The organism is Streptomyces thermocarboxydus (genome assembly GCF_024760485.1).
Classification (GTDB): domain Bacteria; phylum Actinomycetota; class Actinomycetes; order Streptomycetales; family Streptomycetaceae; genus Streptomyces; species Streptomyces cellulosae.
This window is the reverse complement of record NZ_CP058273.1, coordinates 5,279,323-5,304,504: the sequence shown is the minus strand read 5'-3', so window position 1 is coordinate 5,304,504 and position 25,182 is coordinate 5,279,323. Positions and strand designations below refer to the sequence as shown.

General features: G+C 67.5%; 11 protein-coding genes, 1 tRNA gene and 3 rRNA genes. 2 read left to right on the top strand and 13 right to left on the bottom strand.

What is annotated here, in order from left to right:
* Positions 1-7: 7 nt before the first annotated feature.
* From AY578_RS24515 to AY578_RS24500, 4 genes are all read right to left on the bottom strand, one after another.
* Positions 8-850, bottom strand: coding sequence for a helix-turn-helix domain-containing protein (locus tag AY578_RS24515; RefSeq protein ID WP_019526268.1), 843 nt, complete (start codon positions 848-850; stop codon positions 8-10).
* A 252-nt stretch (positions 851-1,102) separates the two neighbouring features.
* Positions 1,103-3,871, bottom strand: a complete 2,769-nt coding sequence (locus tag AY578_RS24510; protein ID WP_215188190.1) for a DNA translocase FtsK — start codon at positions 3,869-3,871, stop codon at positions 1,103-1,105.
* A gap of 173 nt (positions 3,872-4,044) precedes the next feature.
* Positions 4,045-4,722: a response regulator gene (locus AY578_RS24505; RefSeq protein ID WP_019526266.1), complete on the bottom strand. Its 678-nt coding sequence runs from the start codon at positions 4,720-4,722 to the stop codon at positions 4,045-4,047.
* A gap of 307 nt (positions 4,723-5,029) precedes the next feature.
* On the bottom strand, positions 5,030-10,507 hold the full coding sequence (locus tag AY578_RS24500) for a HAMP domain-containing protein (protein ID WP_258905489.1): 5,478 nt from the start codon (positions 10,505-10,507) through the stop codon (positions 5,030-5,032).
* 415 nt (positions 10,508-10,922) lie between these two features.
* On the opposite strand from AY578_RS24500, the gene AY578_RS24495 reads away from it, so the two are divergent.
* The gene (locus AY578_RS24495) at positions 10,923-13,679 is read left to right on the top strand and encodes a SpoIIE family protein phosphatase (RefSeq protein WP_210636838.1); all 2,757 of its coding nucleotides are present in this window, start codon (positions 10,923-10,925) and stop codon (positions 13,677-13,679) included.
* Positions 13,680-13,742: 63 nt separating this feature from the next.
* On the opposite strand, the gene AY578_RS24490 is transcribed toward AY578_RS24495, so the two are convergent.
* The 8 genes from AY578_RS24490 to thyX form a co-directional block, all read right to left on the bottom strand.
* Positions 13,743-13,815, bottom strand: a tRNA-Thr gene (locus AY578_RS24490).
* 74 nt (positions 13,816-13,889) lie between these two features.
* A complete protein-coding gene (locus tag AY578_RS24485) occupies positions 13,890-14,567 on the bottom strand; it encodes a DegT/DnrJ/EryC1/StrS family aminotransferase (RefSeq protein ID WP_258905488.1) in 678 nt (225 codons plus the stop codon).
* Positions 14,568-14,666: 99 nt separating this feature from the next.
* A 5S ribosomal RNA gene (gene rrf / locus AY578_RS24480) occupies positions 14,667-14,783 on the bottom strand.
* Between the two features lie 84 nt (positions 14,784-14,867).
* Positions 14,868-17,956: ribosomal RNA gene (locus AY578_RS24475) — 23S ribosomal RNA — on the bottom strand.
* Between the two features lie 307 nt (positions 17,957-18,263).
* Positions 18,264-19,791 (bottom strand): 16S ribosomal RNA (locus AY578_RS24470).
* Together the 16S, 23S and 5S rRNA genes form the textbook arrangement of a ribosomal RNA operon.
* A gap of 506 nt (positions 19,792-20,297) precedes the next feature.
* Complete coding sequence (locus AY578_RS24465) at positions 20,298-21,983, bottom strand: ribonuclease J (protein ID WP_019527152.1); 1,686 nt, start codon at positions 21,981-21,983, stop codon at positions 20,298-20,300.
* A 153-nt stretch (positions 21,984-22,136) separates the two neighbouring features.
* Positions 22,137-23,039 (bottom strand): 4-hydroxy-tetrahydrodipicolinate synthase, encoded by a 903-nt coding sequence (gene dapA, locus AY578_RS24460; protein WP_019527151.1) that lies wholly within the window; start codon positions 23,037-23,039, stop codon positions 22,137-22,139.
* 223 nt (positions 23,040-23,262) lie between these two features.
* Complete coding sequence (gene thyX, locus AY578_RS24455) at positions 23,263-24,003, bottom strand: FAD-dependent thymidylate synthase (RefSeq protein WP_258905485.1); 741 nt, start codon at positions 24,001-24,003, stop codon at positions 23,263-23,265.
* 149 nt (positions 24,004-24,152) lie between these two features.
* Between thyX and AY578_RS24450 the strand changes: the two genes are divergently transcribed.
* Positions 24,153-24,713, top strand: a complete 561-nt coding sequence (locus AY578_RS24450) for an SCO5741 family PH domain-containing membrane protein (protein WP_019527149.1) — start codon at positions 24,153-24,155, stop codon at positions 24,711-24,713.
* A gap of 15 nt (positions 24,714-24,728) precedes the next feature.
* Here AY578_RS24450 and AY578_RS24445 read toward each other — a convergent pair whose 3' ends face one another.
* Positions 24,729-25,172, bottom strand: coding sequence for a tetratricopeptide repeat protein (locus AY578_RS24445; protein WP_019527148.1), 444 nt, complete (start codon positions 25,170-25,172; stop codon positions 24,729-24,731).
* Positions 25,173-25,182 lie beyond the last annotated feature (10 nt).

Genomic DNA, 25,182 nt, shown 5'->3' with positions numbered 1-25,182 from the left:
GAGCCGGTCACCCGGCCTGGGGGTCGCCCTTGGTGTAGGTGAGGCGCTCCACGGTGCCCGGCCCCCAGTCCTCCTCGATCTTCTTCCCGTTCACGAACAGGTCGAGGGCGCCGGCGTCACCGAGGACCAGGTCGATCTTGGAGTTGTCCTGGAAGGTCTTGTCCTCGCCCTTCTTGAGCAGCTCGGCGAAGAGCGTCTTGCCGTTGTGGTCCTTGGCGGAGATCCAGCTGGGTCCGTCGGCGGCGACGACCTTGACGGTCACCTTGTCCTGCGGGGCCGCGGCGATGGCGCTGTCGGACGGATCCGGCGCGGGCACGACGGGCTTGGCGGTCTTGGTGGTGGGGCTGGGCGTGGGCGACGCGGTCGGCTCGGTGTCGCCGGCGACGGTCGCCTCGCCGTCGTCGCCGCCGCTGACCATCGTGAAGCCGACGAAGCCGATCACGACCACGATCGCGGCGACCATGGCGGCGGTCCAGTTGGGCCCGCGCCGCTCCGGGCGGATGCGCTCCGCCTCGAACAGGGGCGCGGCCGGGGTGGGCGCCGGGCGGCTGCCGCCGTTCTGGGCGTCGTACTGGGCGAGCAGCGGGGCCGGGTCGAGCTTCACATGCTTGGCCAGCGTACGGATGTGCCCGCGCGCGTACACGTCGCCGCCGCAGGGCGCGAAGTCGTCGCGCTCGATGGCGTGGACGATGCCGATGCGGACGCGGGTGGCGCTACTGACGTCGTCGACGGTGAGCCCGGCGGCGATGCGCGCCTGCTGCAGCGCACGGCCGACCGAGACGGAAGGGCGGTCTTCCTCGGAAACGTCTTCGAACGGACGCTCGTCTTCAGGGGAGTTGCCGATGGACACGGGGGCGCCTTTCGAGCGTGTAGCCGCCTGTGCTGGAGGTTCAGTCTAGGTGGGGTACGAAGGGGTGGGGCAACCGGGCGTTCGTACTTTGTACGCCATCGGAATGGCCCGACATTCCGATGGTCGTCCTGCTGTCCGACACTTCGTTCAACTTGACGTATGCCGACGGGAAACGGTTGCTCGTTGATCGCTTACGGAAGGGTCACGATCACCCGGCCGGACGTCCCGGCGCGACGACCGTGTTCCCGCCGTCTACCCTTCAGACTCCCCGCGGATCAGCGCGAGCACGCCGTCCAGCTCATCAGGCTTCACAAGAACGTCACGAGCCTTCGAACCTTCGCTCGGTCCGACGATGTTACGGGACTCCATGAGGTCCATCAGCCGGCCCGCCTTGGCGAAGCCGACGCGCAGCTTGCGCTGGAGCATCGACGTGGATCCGAACTGGGTGGAGACGACCAGCTCGGCCGCCTGGCACAGCAGGTCGAGGTCGTCGCCGATGTCCTCGTCGATCTCCTTCTTCTGTTTGGTGCCGACGACGACGTCGTCCCGGAAGACGGGCGCCATCTGGTCCTTGCAGTGCTGGACGACGGCCGCGACCTCCTCCTCGGTCACGAAGGCGCCCTGCATACGCGTGGGCTTGTTCGCGCCCATGGGCAGGAACAGCCCGTCGCCCTTGCCGATGAGCTTCTCCGCGCCGGGCTGGTCGAGGATGACCCGCGAGTCGGCGAGCGAGGACGTGGCGAAGGCGAGCCGGGACGGCACGTTCGCCTTGATCAGACCGGTGACGACGTCGACCGAGGGCCGCTGGGTGGCCAGCACCAGGTGGATGCCGGCCGCGCGCGCGAGCTGCGTGATGCGCACGATGGCGTCCTCGACGTCGCGCGGGGCGACCATCATGAGGTCGGCCAGCTCGTCCACGATCACCAGCAGGTACGGGTAGGGCTGGAGCTCGCGCTCGCTGCCCTCGGGCGGCTTGACCTTGCCCTCGCGCACCGCGCGATTGAAGTCGTCGATGTGCCGGTAGCCGTAGGCGGCCAGGTCGTCGTAGCGCAGGTCCATCTCGCGCACGACCCACTGGAGCGCCTCTGCGGCCCGCTTGGGGTTGGTGATGATCGGCGTGATCAGGTGCGGGATGCCCTCGTACGCGGTCAGCTCGACGCGCTTGGGGTCGACCAGGATCATCCGGACGTCCTCCGGGGTCGCCCGCATCATGATCGACGTGATCAGGCAGTTGATGCAGGACGACTTGCCGGAACCGGTGGCGCCGGCGACCAGCATGTGCGGCATCTTCGCCAGCGAGCTCATGACGTAGCCGCCCTCGACGTCCTTGCCGAAGGCGACCAGCATCGGGTCGTCGTCCTCGGCGGACTCCGCGAGCCGCAGCACGTCGCCGAGGTTCACCATCTCCCGGTCGGTGTTGGGGATCTCGATGCCCACCGCGGACTTGCCGGGGATCGGGCTGATGATCCGCACGTCCGGACTGGCGACGGCGTACGCGATGTTCTTGGTGAGCGCGGTGACCCGCTCGACCTTGACGGCAGGGCCGAGTTCGACGACATACCGGGTGACCGTCGGGCCGCGGGTGAAGCCGGTGACGTCGGCGTCCACCTTGAACTCGGTGAACACCTTCCGCAGCGCCTCCACTATGGCGTCGTTGGCGGCGCTGCGCGCCTTGCCCGGACCGCCGCGGTGCAGCAGCTCGAGCGAGGGCAGGGAGTACGTGATGTCCCCGGAGAGCTGCAACTGCTCGGCGCGCGGCGGCAGGTCGCGGGGTTCGCGCGGCGGCGCCTTGGTCATGTCGAGCACGCCCGCGGGCGGCCGCTCCCGCTGCTCGGTCCCCTCCTCCTGCGCGGGCGCGTCCCGCTTGGACCTGCCCTTCTTCGGCGCGTCCTGCTGGGGGCGCGCGGACGGGACCGGCGTCGGGGTGGTCGGCTCGTAGTCACCGGTGCTGACGCCCTGGGTGAGGTCGGCGACGACCGGGGAGGGCGGCATGCCGTGCAGCACGGCGCCGTCGAGCGCGGCGGCCGCGGCGGCGGCCACGTCCACGGCGTCCATCGGCCGGTTGGCGTCGGGCTGCGGCACGGCGGAGCGGCGCGGGCGGCGCTGACGCCGGGACAGCGCCTCCTCCTCCGCGCTCTCCGGGTCGTACTCCTGGGACGCGGGGCGGCGCCCGCGGCGGCTCCGGGGCAGCGCCTCGCGCCACTGCTCCTCGTAGCGCTCGTCGTCCTCGCCGAACTCGTCCGGCTCCGGCTCGTGCACCAGCCCCAGCCGCATGCCGAGCTGCCGAAGCCGCTGCGGGATGGCGTTCACCGGGGTGGCCGTGACCACCAGCAGGCCGAAGACCGTGAGCAGCACCAGCAGGGGCACGGCCAGGACGTCGGTCATGGTGGACGACAGCGGGGCGGCCGCGCCCCAGCCGATGAGACCGCCGGCGTCCCTTATGGCCTGCATGCCGTCGGCGCGGGCGGGCGAGCCGCACGCGATGTGGATCTGGCCCAGGACGCCGATGACCAGCGCGGACAGACCGATGACGATCCGCCCGTTGGCCTCGGGCTTCTCGGGATGCCGGATGAACCGCACGGCGACGACGGCGACGAGGATCGGCACCAGCAGGTCGAGCCGGCCGAACGCGCCGGTGACCAGGATCTCCACCAGGTCGCCGACGGGGCCCTTGAGGTCGGCCCAGGTACCGGCGGCGACGATCAGCGCGATGCCGAGCAGCAGCAGCGCGAGGCCGTCCTTGCGGTGGGCCGGGTCGAGGTTCTTGGCGCCCTGCCCTATGCCGCGGAACACCGCGCCGACGGCGTGCGCCAGCCCCAGCCACAGGGCGCGCACGAGCCGGTAGACGGCACTGGTCGGATTCGGGGCCGGCGCGGGGGCGGGCTTCTTCGCCGGAGCCTTCCGGGCGGGCGCCTTCTTCGCCGGGGCTTTCTTGGCGGCGGCCTTCTTCGCCGGAGCCTTCGCGGAAGCGGCCGCCTTCTTCGCGGGCGGCTTCTTGGCTGCGGAGGGACGTGAGGCCATGGTGTGAGGTTACCGGGGGAGACGGCGAGTGACACGCGTGGCGGATGCTTCACCCGTTCGTGTCGCCCACTTCGCGGCGCGAAACTGACGCGTGGTGCCCCGGAGGCACGGAGTTGACGGCCCCTCAGGAAGAGGACCGCCCCCGGACGCGAGCAAGGCCCGCGCGGGCGGGGTCAGTTCTGCGAGGACACCGACGGCGGGCTTCCCGTACCGGGATCCAGGGCGTCCAGCGCCCGCCGCAATCCCGTGAGCTTGCGCTCCAGATGGGCCGCCGTGGCGACCGCGGCCGCGTCCGTCGACTCGTCGTTCAGCTGCTTGGTGAGCGCCTCGGCCTGCTCCTCGACGGCGGCGAGCCGCGCCGACAGCTCGGCGAGCAGCCCCGCGGACTCCTTCGACTCCCCCGAGTCCTTCTCGCTGCCCTCGAGCTGGAGCCGCAGCAGCGACGCCTGCTCCCGCAGCTGGCAGTTCTTCATGTACAGCTCGACGAAGACCGAGACCTTCGCGCGCAGCACCCACGGGTCGAACGGCTTGGAGATGTAGTCCACCGCGCCCGCCGCGTACCCCCGGAAGGTGTGGTGCGGGCCGTGGTTGATCGCGGTGAGGAAGATGATCGGGATGTCCCGGGTCCGCTCCCGCCGCTTGATGTGGGCGGCGGTCTCGAAACCGTCCATGCCCGGCATCTGGACGTCCAGCAGAATGACCGCGAAATCGTCCGTGAGCAGTGCTTTGAGCGCTTCCTCCCCGGACGATGCCCGCACCAGCGTCTGATCGAGCGCCGAGAGGATCGCCTCGAGCGCCAGCAGATTCTCCGGCCGGTCATCGACCAGGAGGATCTTGGCCTTCTGCACCATGGCCCGCCCTCCTCGCCCCGGCTTGGGGCCCTCCCTGTCCGCAGGACCTGGCACAGCACCCGCGGGTGCCGCCCCAGGGGACGACTCCCTTGCGCCGCCCGTCCTTGTGCCGGTCATCGTAGCCGCACCCCGCTCGTCGCCACACCCTGTCACCGCGATGTCACTGTGTACGTACCGGAAACGCTGCGGGAGACCAGAAGGTTCCCCGTGTACCGCACTTCTACACGACTTCGCGCTCGACGCGTGGCCAACCCCGCGCGTCCTCGGAAGTTCCCCGTCACCTTCGCATGCCCTGCCGCCGCCGGTCTCACTCCCCCCTCATCCACTGCTCCATCACCGTCAGCAGGTGATCGGGGTCGACCGGCTTGGTGACGTAGTCGGAGGCGCCCGACTCGATGGCCTTCTCCCGGTCGCCCTTCATCGCCTTCGCGGTGAGCGCGATGATCGGGAGCCCGGCGAACTGCGGCATCCGCCGGATCGCGGTGGTCGTCGCGTACCCGTCCATCTCGGGCATCATGATGTCCATCAGCACGACCGCCACGTCGTCGTGCTGCTCCAGGACCTCGATGCCCTCGCGGCCGTTCTCCGCGTAGAGCACGGACAGGCCGTGCTGCTCGAGGACGCTGGTCAGGGCGAAGACGTTGCGGATGTCGTCGTCGACGATCAGCACCTTCTGCCCGCCGAAGCGGATGCCCTTGCGCGGGGTGCGCGCCGACTGCGGCTCCTGCTCCACGGCCGGCCACTCCTCCAGCTCCGCGGAGGGCCGCTGGTCCTGCTGGAGCGAGACCCGGCGCCGGCGCCGGAACAGCGCCGCCGGACCGTTCCGCGCCTCCCGGTACGAGGTCACCTCCGCCGGGGTCTCGGCCTCCGGCGCGGGCAGCTCGGCCGACGCCACCAGGTCACCGGCCTCCAGCGCCGGCATGGGCGGCTGCTGGTAGCCGTTGGGCGGCAGCTCGCTCGGGTGCAGCGGCAGGTACAGCGTGAACGTCGACCCGCGGCCCGGCTCGCTCTGCGCGTGGATCTCACCGCCGAGCAGCTGCGCGATCTCCCGCGAGATGGACAGCCCGAGGCCCGTGCCGCCGTACTTGCGGCTGGTGGTGCCGTCAGCCTGCTTGAACGCCTCGAAGATCACCCGCATCTTGCTGGCCGCGATGCCGATGCCCGTGTCGCTCACCGAGAACGCGATCAGGTCCGCGTCCGGGTCGGTCAGCGAACTGGCCTCCAGCAGCTGCTCCCGGATGGCCTGCGGGACGTCGTCCCGGGCGGGCCGGATCACCAGCTCGACCGATCCGGAGTCGGTGAACTTCACCGCGTTGGACAGCAGGTTCCGCAGCACCTGCAGCAGCCGCTGCTCGTCGGTGTGCAGGGTGGCCGGAAGCTCCGGCGAGATCCGCACCGACAGGTCCAGGCCCTTCTCCGCGGTCAGCGGACGGAACGTGGCCTCCACGTAGTCCACGAGCTGCACCAGCGCGATGCGCGTCGGGGAGACGTCCATCTTGCCCGCCTCGACCTTCGACAGGTCGAGGATGTCGTTGATGAGCTGCAGCAGGTCCGACCCGGCGCCGTGGATCGTCTCGGCGAACTCCACCTGCTTCGGCGAGAGGTTCCCCTCCGCGTTGTCCGCGAGCAACTTGGCCAGAATCAGCAGCGAGTTCAGCGGCGTACGCAGCTCGTGCGACATGTTCGCGAGGAACTCGCTCTTGTAGCGCATCGACACCGCGAGCTGCTCGGCGCGCTCCTCCAGGACCTGCCGCGCCTCCTCGATCTCGGTGTTCTTCACCTCGATGTCGCGGTTCTGACGGGCCAGCAGCTCGGCCTTCTCCTCCAGCTCGGCGTTGGACGCCTGAAGGGCCTTCTGCCGCTGCTCCAGCTCCGCCGAACGCTCCCGGAGTTGCTCGGTCAGCTCCTGCGACTGCGCCAGCAGCCGCTCGGTCTTGGTGTTGACCGAGATGGTGTTGACGCTGGTCGCGATCATCTCCGCGATCTGGTTGAGGAAGTCCTTCTGGATCGCCGTGAACGGCGTGAACGACGCCAGCTCGATGACGCCGAGCACCTTCCCCTCGAACACCACCGGCAGCACGATCACCTGCGCCGGCGGCGCCTCCCCGAGCCCCGAGGAGATCTTCAGGTAGCCGCTGGGCGCCTGGTCCACCAGGATCGTGCGCTTCTCCATCGCGGCCGTTCCGATCAGCCCCTCACCGGGCTGGAACGACGTCGGCATCGACCCCATCGAGTAGCCGTACGAGCCGAGCATCCGCAGCTCGAACTGCTCCTCGTCGGCCGCGTTCAGGTCCTCGCCGTCCACCAGCGGCATCGCGAGGAAGAACGCGCCGTGCTGCGCGGACACCACCGGCGTCAGCTCGCTCATGATCAGCGAGGCGACGTCCTCCAGGTCTCGGCGGCCCTGCATCAGCGCCGAGATACGGGCCAGGTTGCCCTTCAGCCAGTCCTGCTCCTTGTTGGCGATCGTGGTGTCGCGCAGGTTGGCGATCATCTTGTTGATGTAGTCCTGGAGCTCCTGGATCTCCCCGGACGCGTCCACGTCGATCTTCAGGTTCAGGTCGCCGCGGGTCACCGCGGTCGCCACGCGTGCGATGGCGCGCACCTGCCGGGTCAGGTTCCCGGCCATCTCGTTCACCGACTCGGTCAGGTCCCGCCAGGTGCCGTCCACGTCCCGCACCCGCGCCTGGCCGCCCAGCTGGCCCTCGGTGCCCACCTCACGGGCCACACGCGTGACCTCCTCGGCGAACGACGACAGCTGGTCGACCATCGTGTTGATGGTCGTCTTCAGCTCGAGGATCTCCCCGCGCGCGTCGATGTCGATCTTCTTCGTCAGGTCACCCTTGGCGATGGCCGTGGTGACCATGGCGATGTTCCGCACCTGACCGGTCAGGTTGGACGCCATCTGGTTCACCGACTCGGTGAGGTCCTTCCACGTGCCCGCCACGCCCGGCACATGCGCCTGGCCGCCCAGGATGCCGTCCGTGCCCACCTCACGGGCCACCTTGGTGACCTGCTCGGCGAACGCGCTCAGCGTCTTCACCATCGTGTTGATGGTGTCGGCGAGCTGCGCCACCTCGCCGCGCGCCTCGATGCTGACCTGCCGCGTCAGGTCGCCGTTGGCGACCGCGGCGGACACCTGGGAGATGTTCCGCACCTGGGTGGTGAGGTTCTTCGCCATCAGGTTGACGTTGTCGCTCAGGTCCTTCCAGATGCCCGTGACGCCCGGCACATGCGCCTGGCCGCCCAGGATGCCCTCGGTGCCCACCTCACGGGCCACCCGGGTCACCTGCTCCGCGAACGACGACAGCTGGTCCACCATCGTGTTGACGGTGGTCACCAGCTCCAGGATCTCGCCCTTGGCGTCGACGGTGATCTTCTTCGACAGGTCGCCCTTGGCGACCGCCGTGGTGACCTCGGCGATGTTGCGCACCTGGAGGGTCAGGTTGTTCGCCATGCCGTTCACGGACTGCGTGAGGTCCTTCCAGGTGCCGGAGACGCCCTGCACCTCCGCCTGGCCGCCCAGGATGCCCTCGGTGCCCACCTCGCGGGCCACCCGGGTGACCTCCTCCGCGAACGACGACAGCTGGTCCACCATCGTGTTCAGCGTGTTCTTCAGCTCGAGGATCTCCCCGCGCGCGTCCACGGTGATCTTCTGCGACAGGTCACCGCGCGCCACCGCCGTCGCCACCTGCGCGATGTTGCGCACCTGGCCGGTCAGGTTGGACGCCATGCCGTTCACGGAGTCCGTCAGGTCCCGCCACACGCCGGCCACACCGGGCACCTGCGCCTGACCGCCCAGCCGGCCCTCGGTGCCCACCTCGCGGGCCACACGGGTCACCTGGTCGGCGAACGACGACAGCTGGTCGACCATCGTGTTGATGGTGTTCTTCAGCTCGAGGATCTCCCCGCGCGCGTCCACGTCGATCTTCTGCGACAGGTCGCCGCGCGCCACGGCCGTGGTCACCTGGGCGATGTTCCGCACCTGGGAGGTCAGGTTGCCGGCCATCGAGTTCACGGAGTCCGTGAGCTCCTTCCAGGTGCCGGACACCCCGGGCACCTGCGCCTGACCGCCCAGCCGGCCTTCCGTGCCCACGTCCCGGGCCATCCGCGTCACCTGGTCGGCGAAGCTCGACAGCTGGTCCACCATCGTGTTGACGGTGTTCTTCAGCTGGAGCATCTCGCCGGAGACGTCCACGGTGACCTTCTGCGACAGGTCGCCGTTGGCCACCGCAGTCGTCACCTGGGCGATGTTGCGCACCTGACCGGTCAGGTTGCGGAACGCGGTGTTGACGGAGTCCGTCAGGTCCTTCCACGTACCGGCCGCGCCCGGCACCTGCGCCTGACCGCCCAGCTCACCCTCGACGCCGATCTCCCGCGCCACCCGCGTCACCTCGGCGCCGAACGCGGAGAGCTGGTCGACCATCGTGTTGACGGTGTTCTTCAGCTCCAGCATCTCGCCGGCCACGTCCACGGTGACCTTCTGCGACAGGTCACCGTTGGCCACCGCCGTGGTGACCGCCGCGATGTCCCTCACCTGGGTGGTGAGGTTCCGGAACACCGTGTTGACGGAGTCCGTCAGATCCTTCCAGGTGCCCGCGGCGCCCGGCACGTTCGCCTGACCGCCCAGACGCCCCTCGGCGCCGACCTCGTTCGCCACCCGGGTGACCTCGTCCGCGAAGATCCGCAGCGTCTCGGTCATCTGGTTGATCGTCTCGGCCAGCTGCGCCACCTCGCCGCGCGCCGGCACCGTCACCTTCCGCGACAGGTCACCGTTGGCGACCGCCGTCGTCACCTCGGCGATCCCGCGCACCTGCGCGGTGAGGTTTCCGGCCATGGTGTTGACGGAATCGGTGAGCTCCTTCCACACACCGTCCACACCCGGCACCTGCGCCTGACCGCCCAGGGCGCCCTCGGTGCCCACCTCGCGCGCGACGCGGGTCACCTCCGAGGAGAACGCGGAGAGCTGGTCCACCATCGTGTTGACGGTGTTCTTCAGCTCCAGCATCTCCCCCTCGACGTGCACGGTGACCTTGCGGGACAGGTCACCGCGCGCCACGGCCGTCGTCACCAGCGCGATGTCGCGCACCTGCGCCGTCAGCCGCTCCGCCATCGTGTTCACGGAGTCCGTCAGGTCCTTCCAGGACCCGGACATGCCCCGCACCTGCGCCTGACCGCCCAGCTTGCCCTCGGTGCCCACCTCGCTGGCCACGCGCGTGACCTCGTCGGTGAACGTCGACAGCTGGTCGACCAGGTTGTTCACGGTCCGCGCGACCTTCAGGAACTCGCCCCGCAGCGGATGCCCGGCCCCGTCCGGCGCCTGCGTCCGCAGCTCCATCCGCGGCGACAGATCACCCTCCGCCACCGCCGACAGCACCCGGCTCACCTCGGAGACCGGCCGTACGAGGTCGTCCACCAGGGCGTTGGAATGGTCGATCGCGGCCGCCCAGGAGCCCTCCGAGGGCCCCGTCTCCAGCCGCTCCGTGAGCTTTCCCTCACGCCCCACCATGCGGCGCACGCGCGCCAGCTCGCCCGTGAGGTGCAGGTTCCGGTCGGCGACCTCGTTGAAGACGGCGGCGATCTCCGCCATCACACCGTCGCCGGTCACCGTGAGGCGTTTACGGAAGTTCCCGTCCCGCATCGCCACCAGGGCGCCCAGCAGGCGGTTCATCGACGCCGCCTCCACCGTCACGGTGCCGCCCCGGGCCTTCCCCGCCTTGCTCAGGGACTGTCCGCCTTTCGCGCGCGTCGTCTTCGTGCTCCGCGTCGCTGCGCCAGACTCCACTGTGTCCCTCCCGCAGGGGTCGACCGTTACCGCTGTGCCCGGTCACACCGTCCAGGGTGCTCCCGTTGCTTCTGATTGCTGTTCCTGTTGGACCGAGATGCCCTGCCCGACGTTCCGAGGCACCGCCAGGGGGCTGCTGCCCACCCGGCCCCGGCGCCACACTGCCTGCCCGGACCTTCCCTAAGCCTGCCCAGTGTTTCACCCCCGCGGAACCAGGCCATAACAGTTCGGCAGCTTCGCACATCGTCCGCACACCCGCCGGACGGCGAACACCTCGGACGGAAACACTGCAGACCGGCATCCGCTCGGACCGCGAAGGTAAGTAACCTTGCATGCGGCTGTCCAGCCACGCCGGCGCGTCCGGCCTGGGCGGTGGCACGAGAACGAGCGGGCATCGGAGGGGCGGCCGCACAACATGACCACCGGACTGATCCCGGGGGAACAGCCCCCGGACGACCCACGGCCGACGGACGGCCTGCCGCACCAGCGGCACGAGCCGGCCGGCCAGGGAGCCATGCCCGTCGAGAACCGGTCGAGGAGTTCTGTGATCACCGCGCGCGCGGCCGCCAGCTTCGAGCCCGTCGGACGATCCGTCGCGAGCGCCCGTTCCTTTGTCCGTGACACCCTCCAGGGCTGGGGCTTCGGCGACATCGTCGACGACGCCGTGGTGCTGACCAGCGAGCTGGTGACCAACGCCGTCGTGCACGCCGGCACCTCCGCCGACCTGCTCTGTCTGCGCAGCGAGGACGGCGTCCGGATCGAGGTGGCCGACCGGTATCCCGAGCGTGAGATCCCCCTCCAGGGCTCCCCCGTCGACATGGGCAGCCCCGACCGCGAGGGCGGCCGCGGCCTCCAGCTCTGCGCGGCCCTGGCCGGCCACTGGGGCGTCGACTACACGCCCACTCACAAGACCGTCTGGTTCCAGCTCGACCTCCCCGAGCGCCCGGTCGGCACCCGCACCGCCGGTCCCGCCCTTCCCTCCCACCTGCTGCCCCTCGCGGACACCCGGGTCCGCGTCGCCGTCGTCCAGATCGACCGCTCCGGCTCCATCACCGCCTGGAACGAGGACGCGGAGGAGCTGTTCGGCTACAGCGCGGAGCAGGTCACCGGCAAGCCCCTCACCGACCTCGCCGCCTGGCCGCACACCCCCGGCACCGGCACGGGCATCGCCGACGCCCTCCAGCTGTCCCGCTGGGAGGGCTCGTACGGCATCCGCGGCGCCCACGGCCGCGTCATCCCGGTGTACGCCTCCCATCTGCGCGTCCGCGACACCGACGGCGAGCCGTCAACGGTGTGTCTCCTGGTACGCGACCACGAACGGGCGGTTCTGCAGACCCCGCTCCGGGCGCCCGCCACCGATGCCCCGAGCGGCTCCGAGGGCCCGAGCGCCGACCCGTTCGAGGTCTTCATCGGCTCCCCCGCCCCCGACGACCTCGACGGCCTGCTGCAGCGCACCGTGGAGCGCGCCCGCGACATGCTCGACGGCGACTCCGCCTTCCTGCTGCTCGCCACCGACGACGAGACGGAGCTGGAGGTCCGCGCCTCCACCGGCCTGCCCTCGGCCCGCCAGCGCTTCGCACGCGTCCCCGTGGAGGGCGGCCCCGGCCGCTACGGCTCCGCCCGCATGCCGGCCGTCCACGAGGACCTCACGGCCGTCCCCGGCGCCGTCCCGCTCCTCAACGGCACGGGGATGCGCTCGGTCGTCACCGTGCCCCTCAAGGTCGAGGGCCGTCTCACCGGCTCCCTCGGGGTCGCCGCGGAGGCGCCCGGCCGCTATTCCAACGAGGAGGCGCTGCGCCTCCAGTTCGCCGCTGACCGCATCGCCCTGGCCGTCGAGTCCGCCCGCCTGGGTGAGCTGGAACGGCTGCGCCGCGGCTCCCTCAGCTTCCTCGTCGAGGCCTCCGACCTGCTGGCCGGCACCCTCGACCGGGACCAGACGCTGGCGCTGATGGCGCAGATGACGGTCCCGACCCTCGCCACCTGGTGCGCGGTCTACACGATCGCCGACCAGTCCTCCGAGCCGGACCTGTCCTACGTCCTGCACGAGGACGAGGAGCTCATCGACGGCATCAAGTCCCTGCTGTCGAAGATCCCCCCGCCGGACCCGGTACCCACGCCCGGCGCCCGCGTCTGGTCGGCGCCCGCGGAGGTCGCTCACCAGGCCGCCCTGCGCACGTCCATGCGCAGCCTCGGCCTGAGCGGCGGGCCCACCCGCCATGTCACCACCGGCATTGGCCCGACCCTCGCCACGGCCTCCGCGGTCGGCGGCGAGACGGTGGTCCTGCCCCTGGTGGCCCGCAACCGCGTCATCGGCATGCTGACGCTCGGCAAGCCCACCGACGAGCACTTCCGCCAGGAGATCCTGGAGCTGGCCGAGGACCTGTCCCGCCGGGCCGCCCTGGCCCTGGACAACGCCCGCCTGTACTCGGAGCGCACGGCCATCAGCCAGTCCCTCCAGCGCAGTCTGCTGCCGCCGGAGCTGCCGCAGATCGACGGCGTCGAGGTCGAGGTCATCTACCGCGCGGCCGGCGAGGGCAACGAGGTCGGCGGCGACTTCTACGACCTCTTCCCGATCAGCGACGGCGCCTACGGCTTCGCCATCGGCGACGTCTGCGGCACGGGCCCGAACGCGGCGGCCGTCACCGGCCTCGCCCGGCACGCGCTGCGTCTCCTCGCGCGCGAGGGCCTGAGCGGCCCGTCGGTCCTGGAGCGCCTGAACTCCGCGATCCTCGACGAGGGCGAGCGCAGTCGCTTCCTCACGCTCCTGTACGGCGAGATGCGCCCGCAGGAGGACGGCAGCGCGGAACTGAAGGTGGTCTGCGCGGGCCATCCCCTGCCGCTGCGCCTCCGCCAGGACGGCACGGTCGAACCGGCAGCCGAACCGCAGCCGCTGCTCGGCGTCCTGGAGGACCTGGAGCTCTACGAGCAGAGGGTGACCCTCGACCCGGGCGACGTCCTGCTGTGCGTCACGGACGGCGTCACGGAGCGCCGTGAGGGCTCCAGGATGCTGGGCGACGACGGTCTCGCCGAGGTTCTGACGACGTGTACGGGTCTGACGGCCGGCGCGGTCGCGGCCCGCATCATGCGCGCGGTGGAACGCTTCGCCTCGGACGCCCCGTCGGACGACATGGCGATTCTCGCGATGCGCGTGCCGGGCCTTCAGCAGGACTGACGCCCGGCCCGCGCCCGGGCATGCGAAAAGCCCCGCCCGAGTGGGCGGGGCCTTTTGGCTTTGAGCCCCCAAACGGAATCGAACCGTTGACCTTCTCCTTACCATGGAGACGCTCTGCCGACTGAGCTATAGGGGCCTGTTGTCGCTTCGGTTTCCCTCGCGGCAACGGAATAGATCATACCCCGAACGGAGCCGTGCTCCCAACCAGGCTCAGAGGGCCGGCGCGAGCAGTCCTCCCAGCGCATTGCACACGGACGCGGTCCGCTGCATGTCCCGCTTCGTCAGGGAGCCGTCGACGGGCAGGGCGAGCGTCTCGTCGGCGGCCCGCTCGGTCTCCGGCAGCGACACGTCACGCCGGAGCTCGGGCAGCCGGTGCGTGGGCGTCGGCACGGGTATCCGGCAGGCAACTCCCTTGGCCCGTACGGCACGTGCGAAGGCGTCCCGGTCGGGCCGCCCGTTCCCGGGTACGCGGACGACGTACTGCTGGTAGCTGTGGCCGGCGCCTCCCCCGGGCGTCCGCACACCCCGCAGCCGTACGTCGAGATACGCGGCCCGCTCCCGCCGCCGCGCGGTCTCGTCGCGGGAGGCGTCCAACTCGGCGTGCTCCAGCACCAGAAGACCGCGCCGTTGTCCGAGGGCGCGCAACTGCCCCAGATCGGCGGGGTGTCCGAAGCGGTGGACGGCAACGACCGCAGCGGTGCGGGGAGTCAGCGCCGCGCCGACCGCGGAGGGGTCGAGACAGTACGTCGCCGGGTCTATGTCGGCGAACACGGGCAGCGCGCCCGCGAGCATCACGGCCCGCGCGACCTCCACGTTGCCGAAGGCCGGTACGACGACCTCGTCGCCGGCTCCTATGCCGGCCGCCCTGAGCAGTGCAGCGATTCCCATACTCGGGATGCTCGGCAGGCAACGTGAACGTCAAGTGACGGACAACAAAAAAGGGTTGGTCCCTGAACCGAAGTTCAGGGACCAACCCTTGTAAGAATTGTTCGGCGGCGTCCTACTCTCCCACAGGGTCCCCCCTGCAGTACCATCGGCGCTGTAAGGCTTAGCTTCCGGGTTCGGAATGTAACCGGGCGTTTCCCCTACGCTATGACCACCGAAACACTATGAAACTCTCAACCGCACCATGTGTGGCACATGGGGTTGTTCGTGGTTTCAGAACCAACACAGTGGACGCGAGCAACTGAGGACAAGCCCTCGGCCTATTAGTACCGGTCAACTCCACACGTTACCGTGCTTCCATATCCGGCCTATCAACCCAGTCGTCTACTGGGAGCCTTACCCTCTCTAGGAGGTGGGAGTCCTCATCTCGAAGCAGGCTTCCCGCTTAGATGCTTTCAGCGGTTATCCCTCCCGAACGTAGCCAACCAGCCATGCCCTTGGCAGAACAACTGGCACACCAGAGGTTCGTCCGTCCCGGTCCTCTCGTACTAGGGACAGCCCTTCTCAAGACTCCTACGCGCACAGCGGATAGGGACCGAACTGTCTCACGACGTTCTAAACCCAGCTCGCGTACCGCTTTAATGGGCGAACAGCCCAACCCTTGGGACCGACTCCAGCCCCAGGATGCGACGAGCCGACATCGAGGTGCCAAACCATCCCGTCGATATGGACTCTTGGGGAAGATCAGCCTGTTATCCCCGGGGTACCTTTTATCCGTTGAGCGACGGCGCTTCCACAAGCCACCGCCGGATCACTAGTCCCGACTTTCGTCCCTGCTCGACCCGTCGGTCTCACAGTCAAGCTCCCTTGTGCACTTACACTCAACACCTGATTGCCAACCAGGCTGAGGGAACCTTTGGGCGCCTCCGTTACTCTTTAGGAGGCAACCGCCCCAGTTAAACTACCCATCAGACACTGTCCCTGATCCGGATCACGGACCCAGGTTAGACATCCAGCACGACCAGACTGGTATTTCAACGACGACTCCACCCGAACTGGCGTCCGAGCTTCACAGTCTCCCAGCTATCCTACACAAGCCGAACCGAACACCAATATCAAACTGTAGTAAAGGTCCCGGGGTCTTTCCGTCCTGCTGCGCGAAACGAGCATCTTTACTCGTAGTGCAATTTCACCGGGCCTATGGTTGAGACAGTCGAGAAGTCGTTACGCCATTCGTGCAGGTCGGAACTTACCCGACAAGGAATTTCGCTACCTTAGGATGGTTATAGTTACCACCGCCGTTTACTGGCGCTTAAGTTCTCAGCTTCGCCCACCCGAAGGTGAGCTAACCGGTCCCCTTAACGTTCCAGCACCGGGCAGGCGTCAGTCCGTATACATCGCCTTACGGCTTCGCACGGACCTGTGTTTTTAGTAAACAGTCGCTTCTCGCTGGTCTCTGCGGCCACCCCCAGCTCAGAGCGCAAGCCATCACCAGGAATGGCCCCCCTTCTCCCGAAGTTACGGGGGCATTTTGCCGAGTTCCTTAACCATAGTTCACCCGAACGCCTCGGTATTCTCTACCTGACCACCTGAGTCGGTTTAGGGTACGGGCCGCCATGAAACTCGCTAGAGGCTTTTCTCGACAGCATAGGATCATCCACTTCACCACAATCGGCTCGGCATCAGGTCTCACCTCAATGAGTGGCGGATTTGCCTACCACTCGGCTACACCCTTACCCCGGGACAACACCGCCCGGATGGACTACCTTCCTGCGTCACCCCATCACTCACCTACTACCAGCTCGGGTCACCGGCTCCCACTCCCGACCTCGTCCGAAGACTCAGCCGGCGGCTTCACGGGCTTAGCATCACTGGATTCGATGTTTGACGCTTCACAGCGGGTACCGGAATATCAACCGGTTATCCATCGACTACGCCTGTCGGTCTGCCTTAGGTCCGACTTACCCTGGGCAGATCAGCTTGACCCAGAACCCTTAGTCAATCGGCGCACACGTTTCTCACGTGTGAATCGCTACTCATGCCTGCATTCTCACTCGTGAACCGTCCACAACTCGCTTCCCGCGGCTGCTTCACCCGGCACACGACGCTCCCCTACCCATCCACACAGGCGTTGGCCCTATTGTGTGAATGACACGACTTTCGCGGTACGCTTGAGCCCGCTACATTGTCGGCGCGAATCACTAGACCAGTGAGCTATTCGCACTCTTTCAAGGGTGGCTGCTTCTAAGCCAACCTCCTGGTTGTCTGTGCGATCACATCCTTTCCCACTTAGCGTACGCTTAGGGGCCTTAGTCGATGCTCTGGGCTGTTTCCTCTCGACCATGGAGCTTATCCCCCACAGTCTCACTGCCGCGCTCTCACTTACCGCATTCGGAGTTTGGCTAAGGTCAGTAACCCGGTAGGGCCCATCGCCTATCCAGTGCTCTACCTCCGGCAAGAACACACGACGCTGCACCTAAATGCATTTCGGGGAGAACCAGCTATCACGGAGTTTGATTGGCCTTTTCACCCCTAACCACAGGTCATCCCCAGGTTTTCAACCCTGGTGGGTTCGGTCCTCCACGAAGTCTTACTCCGCTTCAACCTGCCCATGGCTAGATCACTCCGCTTCGGTCGTTTGAGCGTGCTACTAAAATCGCCCTGTTCGGACTCGCTTTGCTACGGCTTCCCCACCGGGTAACCTCGCAACACACCGCAAACTCGCAGGCTCATTCTTCAAAAGGCACGCAGTCACGACGTTGAGTGCAAGCACTCAACGCGACGCTCCCACGGCTTGTAGCACACGGTTCAGGTACTATTCACTCCGCTCCCGCGGTACTTTTCACCATTCCCTCACGGTACTATCCGCTATCGGTCACCAGGGAATATTTAGGCTTAGCGGGTGGTCCCGCCAGATTCACACGGGATTTCTCGGCCCGTGCTACTTGGTGTCTCTCAAACGAGCCGCTGACGTTTCGACTACGGGGGTCTACCCTCTACGCCGGACCTTTCGCATGTCCTTCGCCTACATCAACGGTTTCTGACTCGTCTCATGGCGGCAGACCATGAAAGAGAGACCACAACCCCGAATGCGCAACCCCTCCGGGTCTCACACGCATACGGTTTGGCCTCATCCGGTTTCGCTCGCCACTACTCCCGGAATCACGGTTGTTTTCTTTCCTGCGGGTACTGAGATGTTTCACCTTCCCGCGTTCCCTCCACTTGCCCTATGTGTTCAGGCAAGGGTGACAGCCCATGACGACTGCGGGTTTCCCCATTCGGACACCCCGGATCAAAGCCTGGTTGACGACTCCCCGGGCCTATCGTGGCTCCCACGTCCTTCATCGGTTCCTGGTGCCAAGCATCCACCGTGCGCCCTTAAAAACTTGGCCACAGATGCTCGCGTCCACTGTGCAGTTCTCAAACAACGACCAACCACCCATCACCCAAGCCATACGGCTCGAGTTGCACTGGGGCGGCACTGAAGGCGACCATGCGGCGTACCTCAGACACCCAACAGCGTGCCGACACCCTCGCCCCCCGTGGTCTGCGTTCCACGCTCCGAAGAGCAGTACTAGCAGGCCGAGTTGGCTGAGTGTGCCGAGTAGTCAACGCTTTCCACCCATGAGCAACCAGTGCGGACGTTCGCTCGCATGCTGGCCTCTGACCGACAAGTCCGAGTTAAGAAGTGCTCCTTAGAAAGGAGGTGATCCAGCCGCACCTTCCGGTACGGCTACCTTGTTACGACTTCGTCCCAATCGCCAGTCCCACCTTCGACAGCTCCCTCCCCACAAGGGGGTTGGGCCACCGGCTTCGGGTGTTACCGACTTTCGTGACGTGACGGGCGGTGTGTACAAGGCCCGGGAACGTATTCACCGCAGCAATGCTGATCTGCGATTACTAGCGACTCCGACTTCATGGGGTCGAGTTGCAGACCCCAATCCGAACTGAGACCGGCTTTTTGAGATTCGCTCCACCTCGCGGTATCGCAGCTCATTGTACCGGCCATTGTAGCACGTGTGCAGCCCAAGACATAAGGGGCATGATGACTTGACGTCGTCCCCACCTTCCTCCGAGTTGACCCCGGCGGTCTCCCGTGAGTCCCCAGCACCACAAGGGCCTGCTGGCAACACGGGACAAGGGTTGCGCTCGTTGCGGGACTTAACCCAACATCTCACGACACGAGCTGACGACAGCCATGCACCACCTGTACACCGACCACAAGGGGGCGCCCATCTCTGGACGTTTCCGGTGTATGTCAAGCCTTGGTAAGGTTCTTCGCGTTGCGTCGAATTAAGCCACATGCTCCGCCGCTTGTGCGGGCCCCCGTCAATTCCTTTGAGTTTTAGCCTTGCGGCCGTACTCCCCAGGCGGGGCACTTAATGCGTTAGCTGCGGCACGGACGACGTGGAATGTCGCCCACACCTAGTGCCCACCGTTTACGGCGTGGACTACCAGGGTATCTAATCCTGTTCGCTCCCCACGCTTTCGCTCCTCAGCGTCAGTATCGGCCCAGAGATCCGCCTTCGCCACCGGTGTTCCTCCTGATATCTGCGCATTTCACCGCTACACCAGGAATTCCGATCTCCCCTACCGAACTCTAGCCTGCCCGTATCGACTGCAGACCCGGGGTTAAGCCCCGGGCTTTCACAACCGACGCGACAAGCCGCCTACGAGCTCTTTACGCCCAATAATTCCGGACAACGCTCGCGCCCTACGTATTACCGCGGCTGCTGGCACGTAGTTAGCCGGCGCTTCTTCTGCAGGTACCGTCACTTTCGCTTCTTCCCTGCTGAAAGAGGTTTACAACCCGAAGGCCGTCATCCCTCACGCGGCGTCGCTGCATCAGGCTTTCGCCCATTGTGCAATATTCCCCACTGCTGCCTCCCGTAGGAGTCTGGGCCGTGTCTCAGTCCCAGTGTGGCCGGTCGCCCTCTCAGGCCGGCTACCCGTCGTCGCCTTGGTGAGCCATTACCTCACCAACAAGCTGATAGGCCGCGGGCTCATCCTGCACCGCCGGAGCTTTCGATCACCAAGGATGCCCAAGGCGATCAGTATCCGGTATTAGACCCCGTTTCCAGGGCTTGTCCCAGAGTGCAGGGCAGATTGCCCACGTGTTACTCACCCGTTCGCCACTAATCCACCCCGAAGGGCTTCATCGTTCGACTTGCATGTGTTAAGCACGCCGCCAGCGTTCGTCCTGAGCCAGGATCAAACTCTCCGTGAATGTTTACCCGTAATCGGGTGCACACATCACGAGAGCGGAACATCGGGAGGAATAATCCCGACGTTCACAGCGTCCTCGCTGTGTATTTTTTCAAAGGAACCTCAACCCGATCGAACCGATCAGGTCGGGGTATCAACATATCTGGCGTTGACTTTTGGCACGCTGTTGAGTTCTCAAGGAACGGACGCTTCCTTTGTACTCACCCTCTCGGGCTTTCCTCCGGGCGCTTCCCTTCGGTCTTGCGTTTCCGACTCTATCAGATCTTTCCGATCCGATTTCCTCGGTGCTTTCCAGGTCGACGCTTTCGCGCTTTCCTTTCCGGCGGACCCGACTTTATCAGAGATTCTGAGCCGGCTTTCCCACCCTCACCGGGCACTGGTGTCCGACCGCATGAAGTGGCCGGGTGCCCGCTCGGGAGGAGTTGTAAACGTACTGGAGCGGGGCGCCCCGATGCAAATCGAGGCGCCCCGCTGCCGGTTGACGCGTGTGCGGCGTTCGACGATCCGTCAGACCTCGACCACCACGGGCAGGATCATCGGCCGGCGCCGGTAGGTGTCGGAGACCCACTTGCCCAGCGTGCGGCGGATGAGCTGCTGCAGCTGGTGGGGATCGACGATCCCGTCCTGGGCCGTGCGCTCGAGCGTCTCGGTGATCCGCGGGATCACGTCGCCGAACGCCGAGTCCTCGATACCGGAGCCGCGGGCCTGGATGTGCGGTCCACCGGTGATCTTGCCGGTGGAGGCGTCCATGACCACGAACACCGAGATGATGCCCTCATCGCCGAGGATCTTGCGGTCCTTGAGCGCCGGCTCGCCGACGTCGCCGACGGAGAGGCCGTCGACGTAGACGTAGCCCGCCTGGACCTTGCCGACGATCTTGGCCTTGCCCTGGACGAGGTCGACGACCACGCCGTCCTCGGCGATGACGATGCGGTCGTGCGGGACGCCGGTGAGGGCGCCCAGTTCGGCGTTGGAGCGCAGATGGCGCCACTCGCCGTGGACCGGCATCAGGTTCTTCGGGCGGCAGATGTTGTAGAAGTACAGCAGCTCGCCGGCCGAGGCGTGTCCGGAGACGTGCACCTTGGCGTTGCCCTTGTGGACGACGTTGGCGCCCCAGCGGGTCAGGCCGTTGATCACGCGGTAGACCGCGTTCTCGTTGCCGGGGATCAGCGACGACGCCAGGATCACCGTGTCGCCCTCGACGATGCGGATCTGGTGGTCGCGATTGGCCATGCGGGACAGCGCGGCCATCGGCTCGCCCTGGGAGCCCGTGCAGACCAGGACCACCTCGCTGTCGGGGAGGTCGTCGAGCGTCTTGACGTCCACGACCAGGCCCGGCGGCACCTTGAGGTATCCGAGGTCACGGGCGATGCCCATGTTGCGCACCATCGAGCGGCCGACGAAGGCGACTCTGCGGCCGTACTCGTGGGCGGCGTCGAGGATCTGCTGGATGCGGTGGACGTGGCTGGCGAAGCTGGCCACGATGATCCGCTTGCGTGCGCCGGCGAAGACCTGGCGCAGCACGTTGGAGATGTCGCGCTCGGGCGGGACGAAGCCCGGGACCTCGGCGTTCGTGGAGTCGGAGAGGAGGAGGTCGATGCCCTCCTCGCTGAGCCGGGCGAACGCGTGCAGGTCGGTGAGGCGGTTGTCCAGCGGGAGCTGGTCCATCTTGAAGTCGCCCGTGTGCACTACCATGCCCGCCGGCGTGCGGATGGCGACGGCCAGCGCGTCCGGGATGGAGTGGTTGACCGCCACGAACTCGCAGTCGAAGGGGCCGATGCGCTCGCGCTGCCCCTCCGCGACCTGGAGGGTGTACGGGCGGATGCGGTGCTCCTGGAGCTTGGCCTCGATCAGGGCGAGGGTGAGCTTGGAGCCGATCAGCGGGATGTCCGGCTTCTCGCGCAGGAGGAAGGGGACGCCGCCGATGTGGTCCTCGTGACCGTGGGTGAGGACGATGCCCTCGATGTCGTCGAGACGGTCCCGGATGGACGAGAAGTCGGGCAGAATCAGGTCGATTCCGGGCTGCTCCTCCTCGGGGAAGAGCACTCCGCAGTCGACGATCAGCAGGCGGCCTCCGTACTCGAAGACCGTCATGTTGCGGCCGATCTCGCCGAGACCACCGAGCGGGGTGACCCGCAGGCCACCTTCGGGGAGCGGCGGGGGCGGGCCGAGTTCAGGATGCGGATGACTCAAAAGACTCTCCTCACCACACACGCCACGTACCGGTTGGGCACGTGGCGCGCATGACGTTCGTGCAGAAGCAGTTGTCGTTGGATGTGCGGGCACCGGTGGCCCGCGTATTCAGTTGTGGAGTCGTTCTGCGCGCCCGGGGCGCGCGAAGTCTGATTACTGGAGTTGTACCCCGCCCGCGGCAAGATCGATCTTGAGCTGCTCGATCTCTTCGGGCGTGCACTCGACCATGGGGGCGCGCAGGGGGCCCGCCGGGAGGCCCATGAGCGCGAGCGCCGCCTTGGTGGTCATGACGCCCTGGGTGCGGAACATGCCCGTGTAGACGGGGAGCAGCTTCTGGTGGATCTCGGTGGCCTTCTGGACGTCGCCGGAGGTGTACGCCTCGACCAGGGCGCGCAGCTCGGGGGTGACGACATGGCCGACGACGGAGACGAAGCCGACCGCGCCGATGGAGAGCAGCGGCAGGTTGAGCATGTCGTCGCCGGAGTACCAGGCGAGCCCGGAGCGGGCGATGGCCCAGCCGGCGCGGCCGAGGTCGCCCTTGGCGTCCTTGTTGGCGACGATCCGCGGGTGCTCGGCCAGGCGGACGAGCGTCTCGGTGCTGATCGGTACGCCGCTGCGGCCGGGGATGTCGTAGAGCATCACGGGCAGCTCGGCGGCGTCGGCGACGGCCGTGAAGTGCCGGTAGAGGCCCTCCTGCGGGGGCTTGTTGTAGTACGGCGTGACGACCAGCAGGCCGTGGGCGCCGGCGCGCTCCGCGGCGCGGGCCAGTTCCATGCTGTGGTGGGTGTCGTTGGTGCCGACACCGGCCACGACGTGGGCGCGGTCGCCGACCGCCTCCACGATCGCCCGTACGAGATCCGATTTCTCCGCGTCGCTGGTGGTCGGGGACTCGCCGGTGGTGCCGTTGACGATCAGGCCGTCGTTGCCTGCGTCCACCAGGTGGGTGGCGAGCCGCTGTGCGCCGTCGAGGTCGAGTGCGCCGTCCGCCGTGAAGGGCGTGACCATGGCGGTGAGGACCCGCCCGAAGGGGGTCTGCGGAGTCGAGGTCGGAGCCATGGGTTACACGCTACTCGTTGCTCAGGTCGGGGTCTTCCCTCGGGGGAGGCGACGGAGGGCCGCCAAGGGGGGACCCGGCACTGCCTGCTCGGGGGTTCAGGCAGTGCCGGGCCCGTTTGATCAGGCTAGATGAACTTCACGAAATGTCGCAATACGGACACTTCGCGCGGCTGATGCGTACATCAGTGCTCGCCTGCCGCGCCGGGGCGCGGGACGGCGCCCGTTACGGGGCGACGCGCCCGTTGGCGTTGAAGGCCTCGTAGGTCAGCGGCATCAGGCGGGCCCACTCGGCCTCCATCTTCTCGCCGACCATCTCGATCTCCCGCTGCGGGAAGGACGGCACCTTGGCCAGCTCGTGCTGGGTGCGCAGGCCGAGGAAGTGCATCAGCGAGCGGGCGTTGCAGGTGGCGTACATCGACGAGTACAGGCCGACGGGGAGGACCGAACGGGCGACCTCGCGGGCCACGCCGACGGCCAGCATCTCCTGGTAGGCCTCGTAGGACTGCCGGTAGGAGTCCTCCATGGCGCGTCCGACGAGTTTCTGCTGGTCGGCGGTGCCCTCGACGAAGCGGTACTTGCCGGGGCGGCCCTCCTGGACCAGCTTGCGGTCGGCGTCGGGGACGTAGAAGACCGGCTCGAGCTCCCGGTAGCGGCCCGACTCCTCGTTGTACGACCAGCCGACCCGGTGCCGCATGAACTCGCGGAAGACGAAGATCGGGGCGCTGACGAAGAAGGTCATCGAGTTGTGCTCGAAGGGGCTGCCGTGCCGGTCCCGCATCAGGTAGTTGATCAGGCCCTTGGACCGCTCGGGGTCCTTCTGCAGCTCGTCCAGGGACTGCTCGCCGAGGGTCGAGACACGGGCGGCGAACAGCACGTCGGCGTCGGACGCGGTGTGCTTCACCAGCTCGACGGTCACATCGCTGCGGAAACTCGGCTTGAGGTCGTCGGCAGGGGTGTCGGTCACGGCGCGGAGGGTCCTTCCATCACTTCTGGGGCGCCGCCCACTCTACGGCGCGGACGCGCGGCCGTCCGGACCCCCGAGGCTGGTGACGGGTGACACAGATCGGTAGCCTCACCGGGCACAGCCCCTGCATGGATCGAGTGAGGACCACCGTGCCCCTGCCCTTCCTGACGGCCGACCGCGCCTTCGACACGACGGACGACGTCGCGCTGCCGTACGACGACCGGGACCGCTGGCGGCGTCCCTACCGGCCCGGCCCCTGGCGGGTCGGCGCGGCCGCGGTCCTGCTGCTGCTCGCCTCGTTCGTGCTGTTCTCGTCCGTGATCATCGCGGCGACGGCCACGCCCGCGTCGGCCGCCACCGTGTTCGGGTTCGCGCTGCTCATCGTGGTGGCCGCGTTGCGGCTGCTGCGCATGGGGGTGTGGGTGAGCGCCCGGGGGCTGCGTCACGTGGCCTTCGTGAGCACGCGTACGACGGCCTGGGACCAGGTCACGGCGGTGCGTACGGTGCAGCAGCCGGTGCGCTGGCTGGGGCTGCCCAGGACCGTGCAGGGGCAGGCGCTGGTGATGAACCGGCGGGGCCGCTCGGCGCAGGGGCAGGCGCCGCTGCTGCTGACCTCGCACAACGCGGACTTCCTGGGGCGCGACCCGCTGGCCTTCGACCGCGCGGCCGACACGGTCGAGGCGTGGGCGGACGAGTACGGGCGCGCCTGATGCCCGCCCGCGCGCTCAGGAGGCGGTCTTGCGCAGCGCGATGGCCCGCTGCATCGCCTTGCGGGCGCGCGGGGTGTCCCGGGCGTCGTGGTAGGCCACGGCGAGCCGGAACCAGCTGCGCCAGTCGTCGGGCGCGTCCTCCGTCTCGGCCTTGCGCAGCGCGAAGATCTCGTCGGCCGACTCGCGGTCGATCCGCCCGCTGGGCAGCCGCCTGAGGTTGTCCACGGGCAGGCCGCCCTCGGCGTCCAGCTCGGCGGCGAGCCGGTTGGCGTCCCGTACGAACTGGGTGTTCTTCCAGAGGAACCACACGCCGATGACCGGCAGGATCAGCACGGCTACCCCGAAGGTGACCGTGAGGAGCGTGCCGGCCTTGATGAGCAGCACGCCGCGGCTGCCGACCAGGACGAAGTAGACGACCAGGACGGCGGCCGTGAGGGCGTAGGAGATCTTCGCGCGCATAGGGGTGGGA

Coding starts and splice junctions, on each gene's coding strand:
- AY578_RS24510 (WP_215188190.1), bottom strand. CDS start 3,871: ATGGCCTCACGTCCCTCCGCAGCCAAGAAGCCGCCCGCGAAGAAGGCG.
- AY578_RS24505 (WP_019526266.1), bottom strand. CDS start 4,722: ATGGTGCAGAAGGCCAAGATCCTCCTGGTCGATGACCGGCCGGAGAAT.
- AY578_RS24495 (WP_210636838.1), top strand. CDS start 10,923: ATGACCACCGGACTGATCCCGGGGGAACAGCCCCCGGACGACCCACGG.
- AY578_RS24485 (WP_258905488.1), bottom strand. CDS start 14,567: ATGGGAATCGCTGCACTGCTCAGGGCGGCCGGCATAGGAGCCGGCGAC.
- dapA (WP_019527151.1), bottom strand. CDS start 23,039: ATGGCTCCGACCTCGACTCCGCAGACCCCCTTCGGGCGGGTCCTCACC.
- AY578_RS24445 (WP_019527148.1), bottom strand. CDS start 25,172: ATGCGCGCGAAGATCTCCTACGCCCTCACGGCCGCCGTCCTGGTCGTC.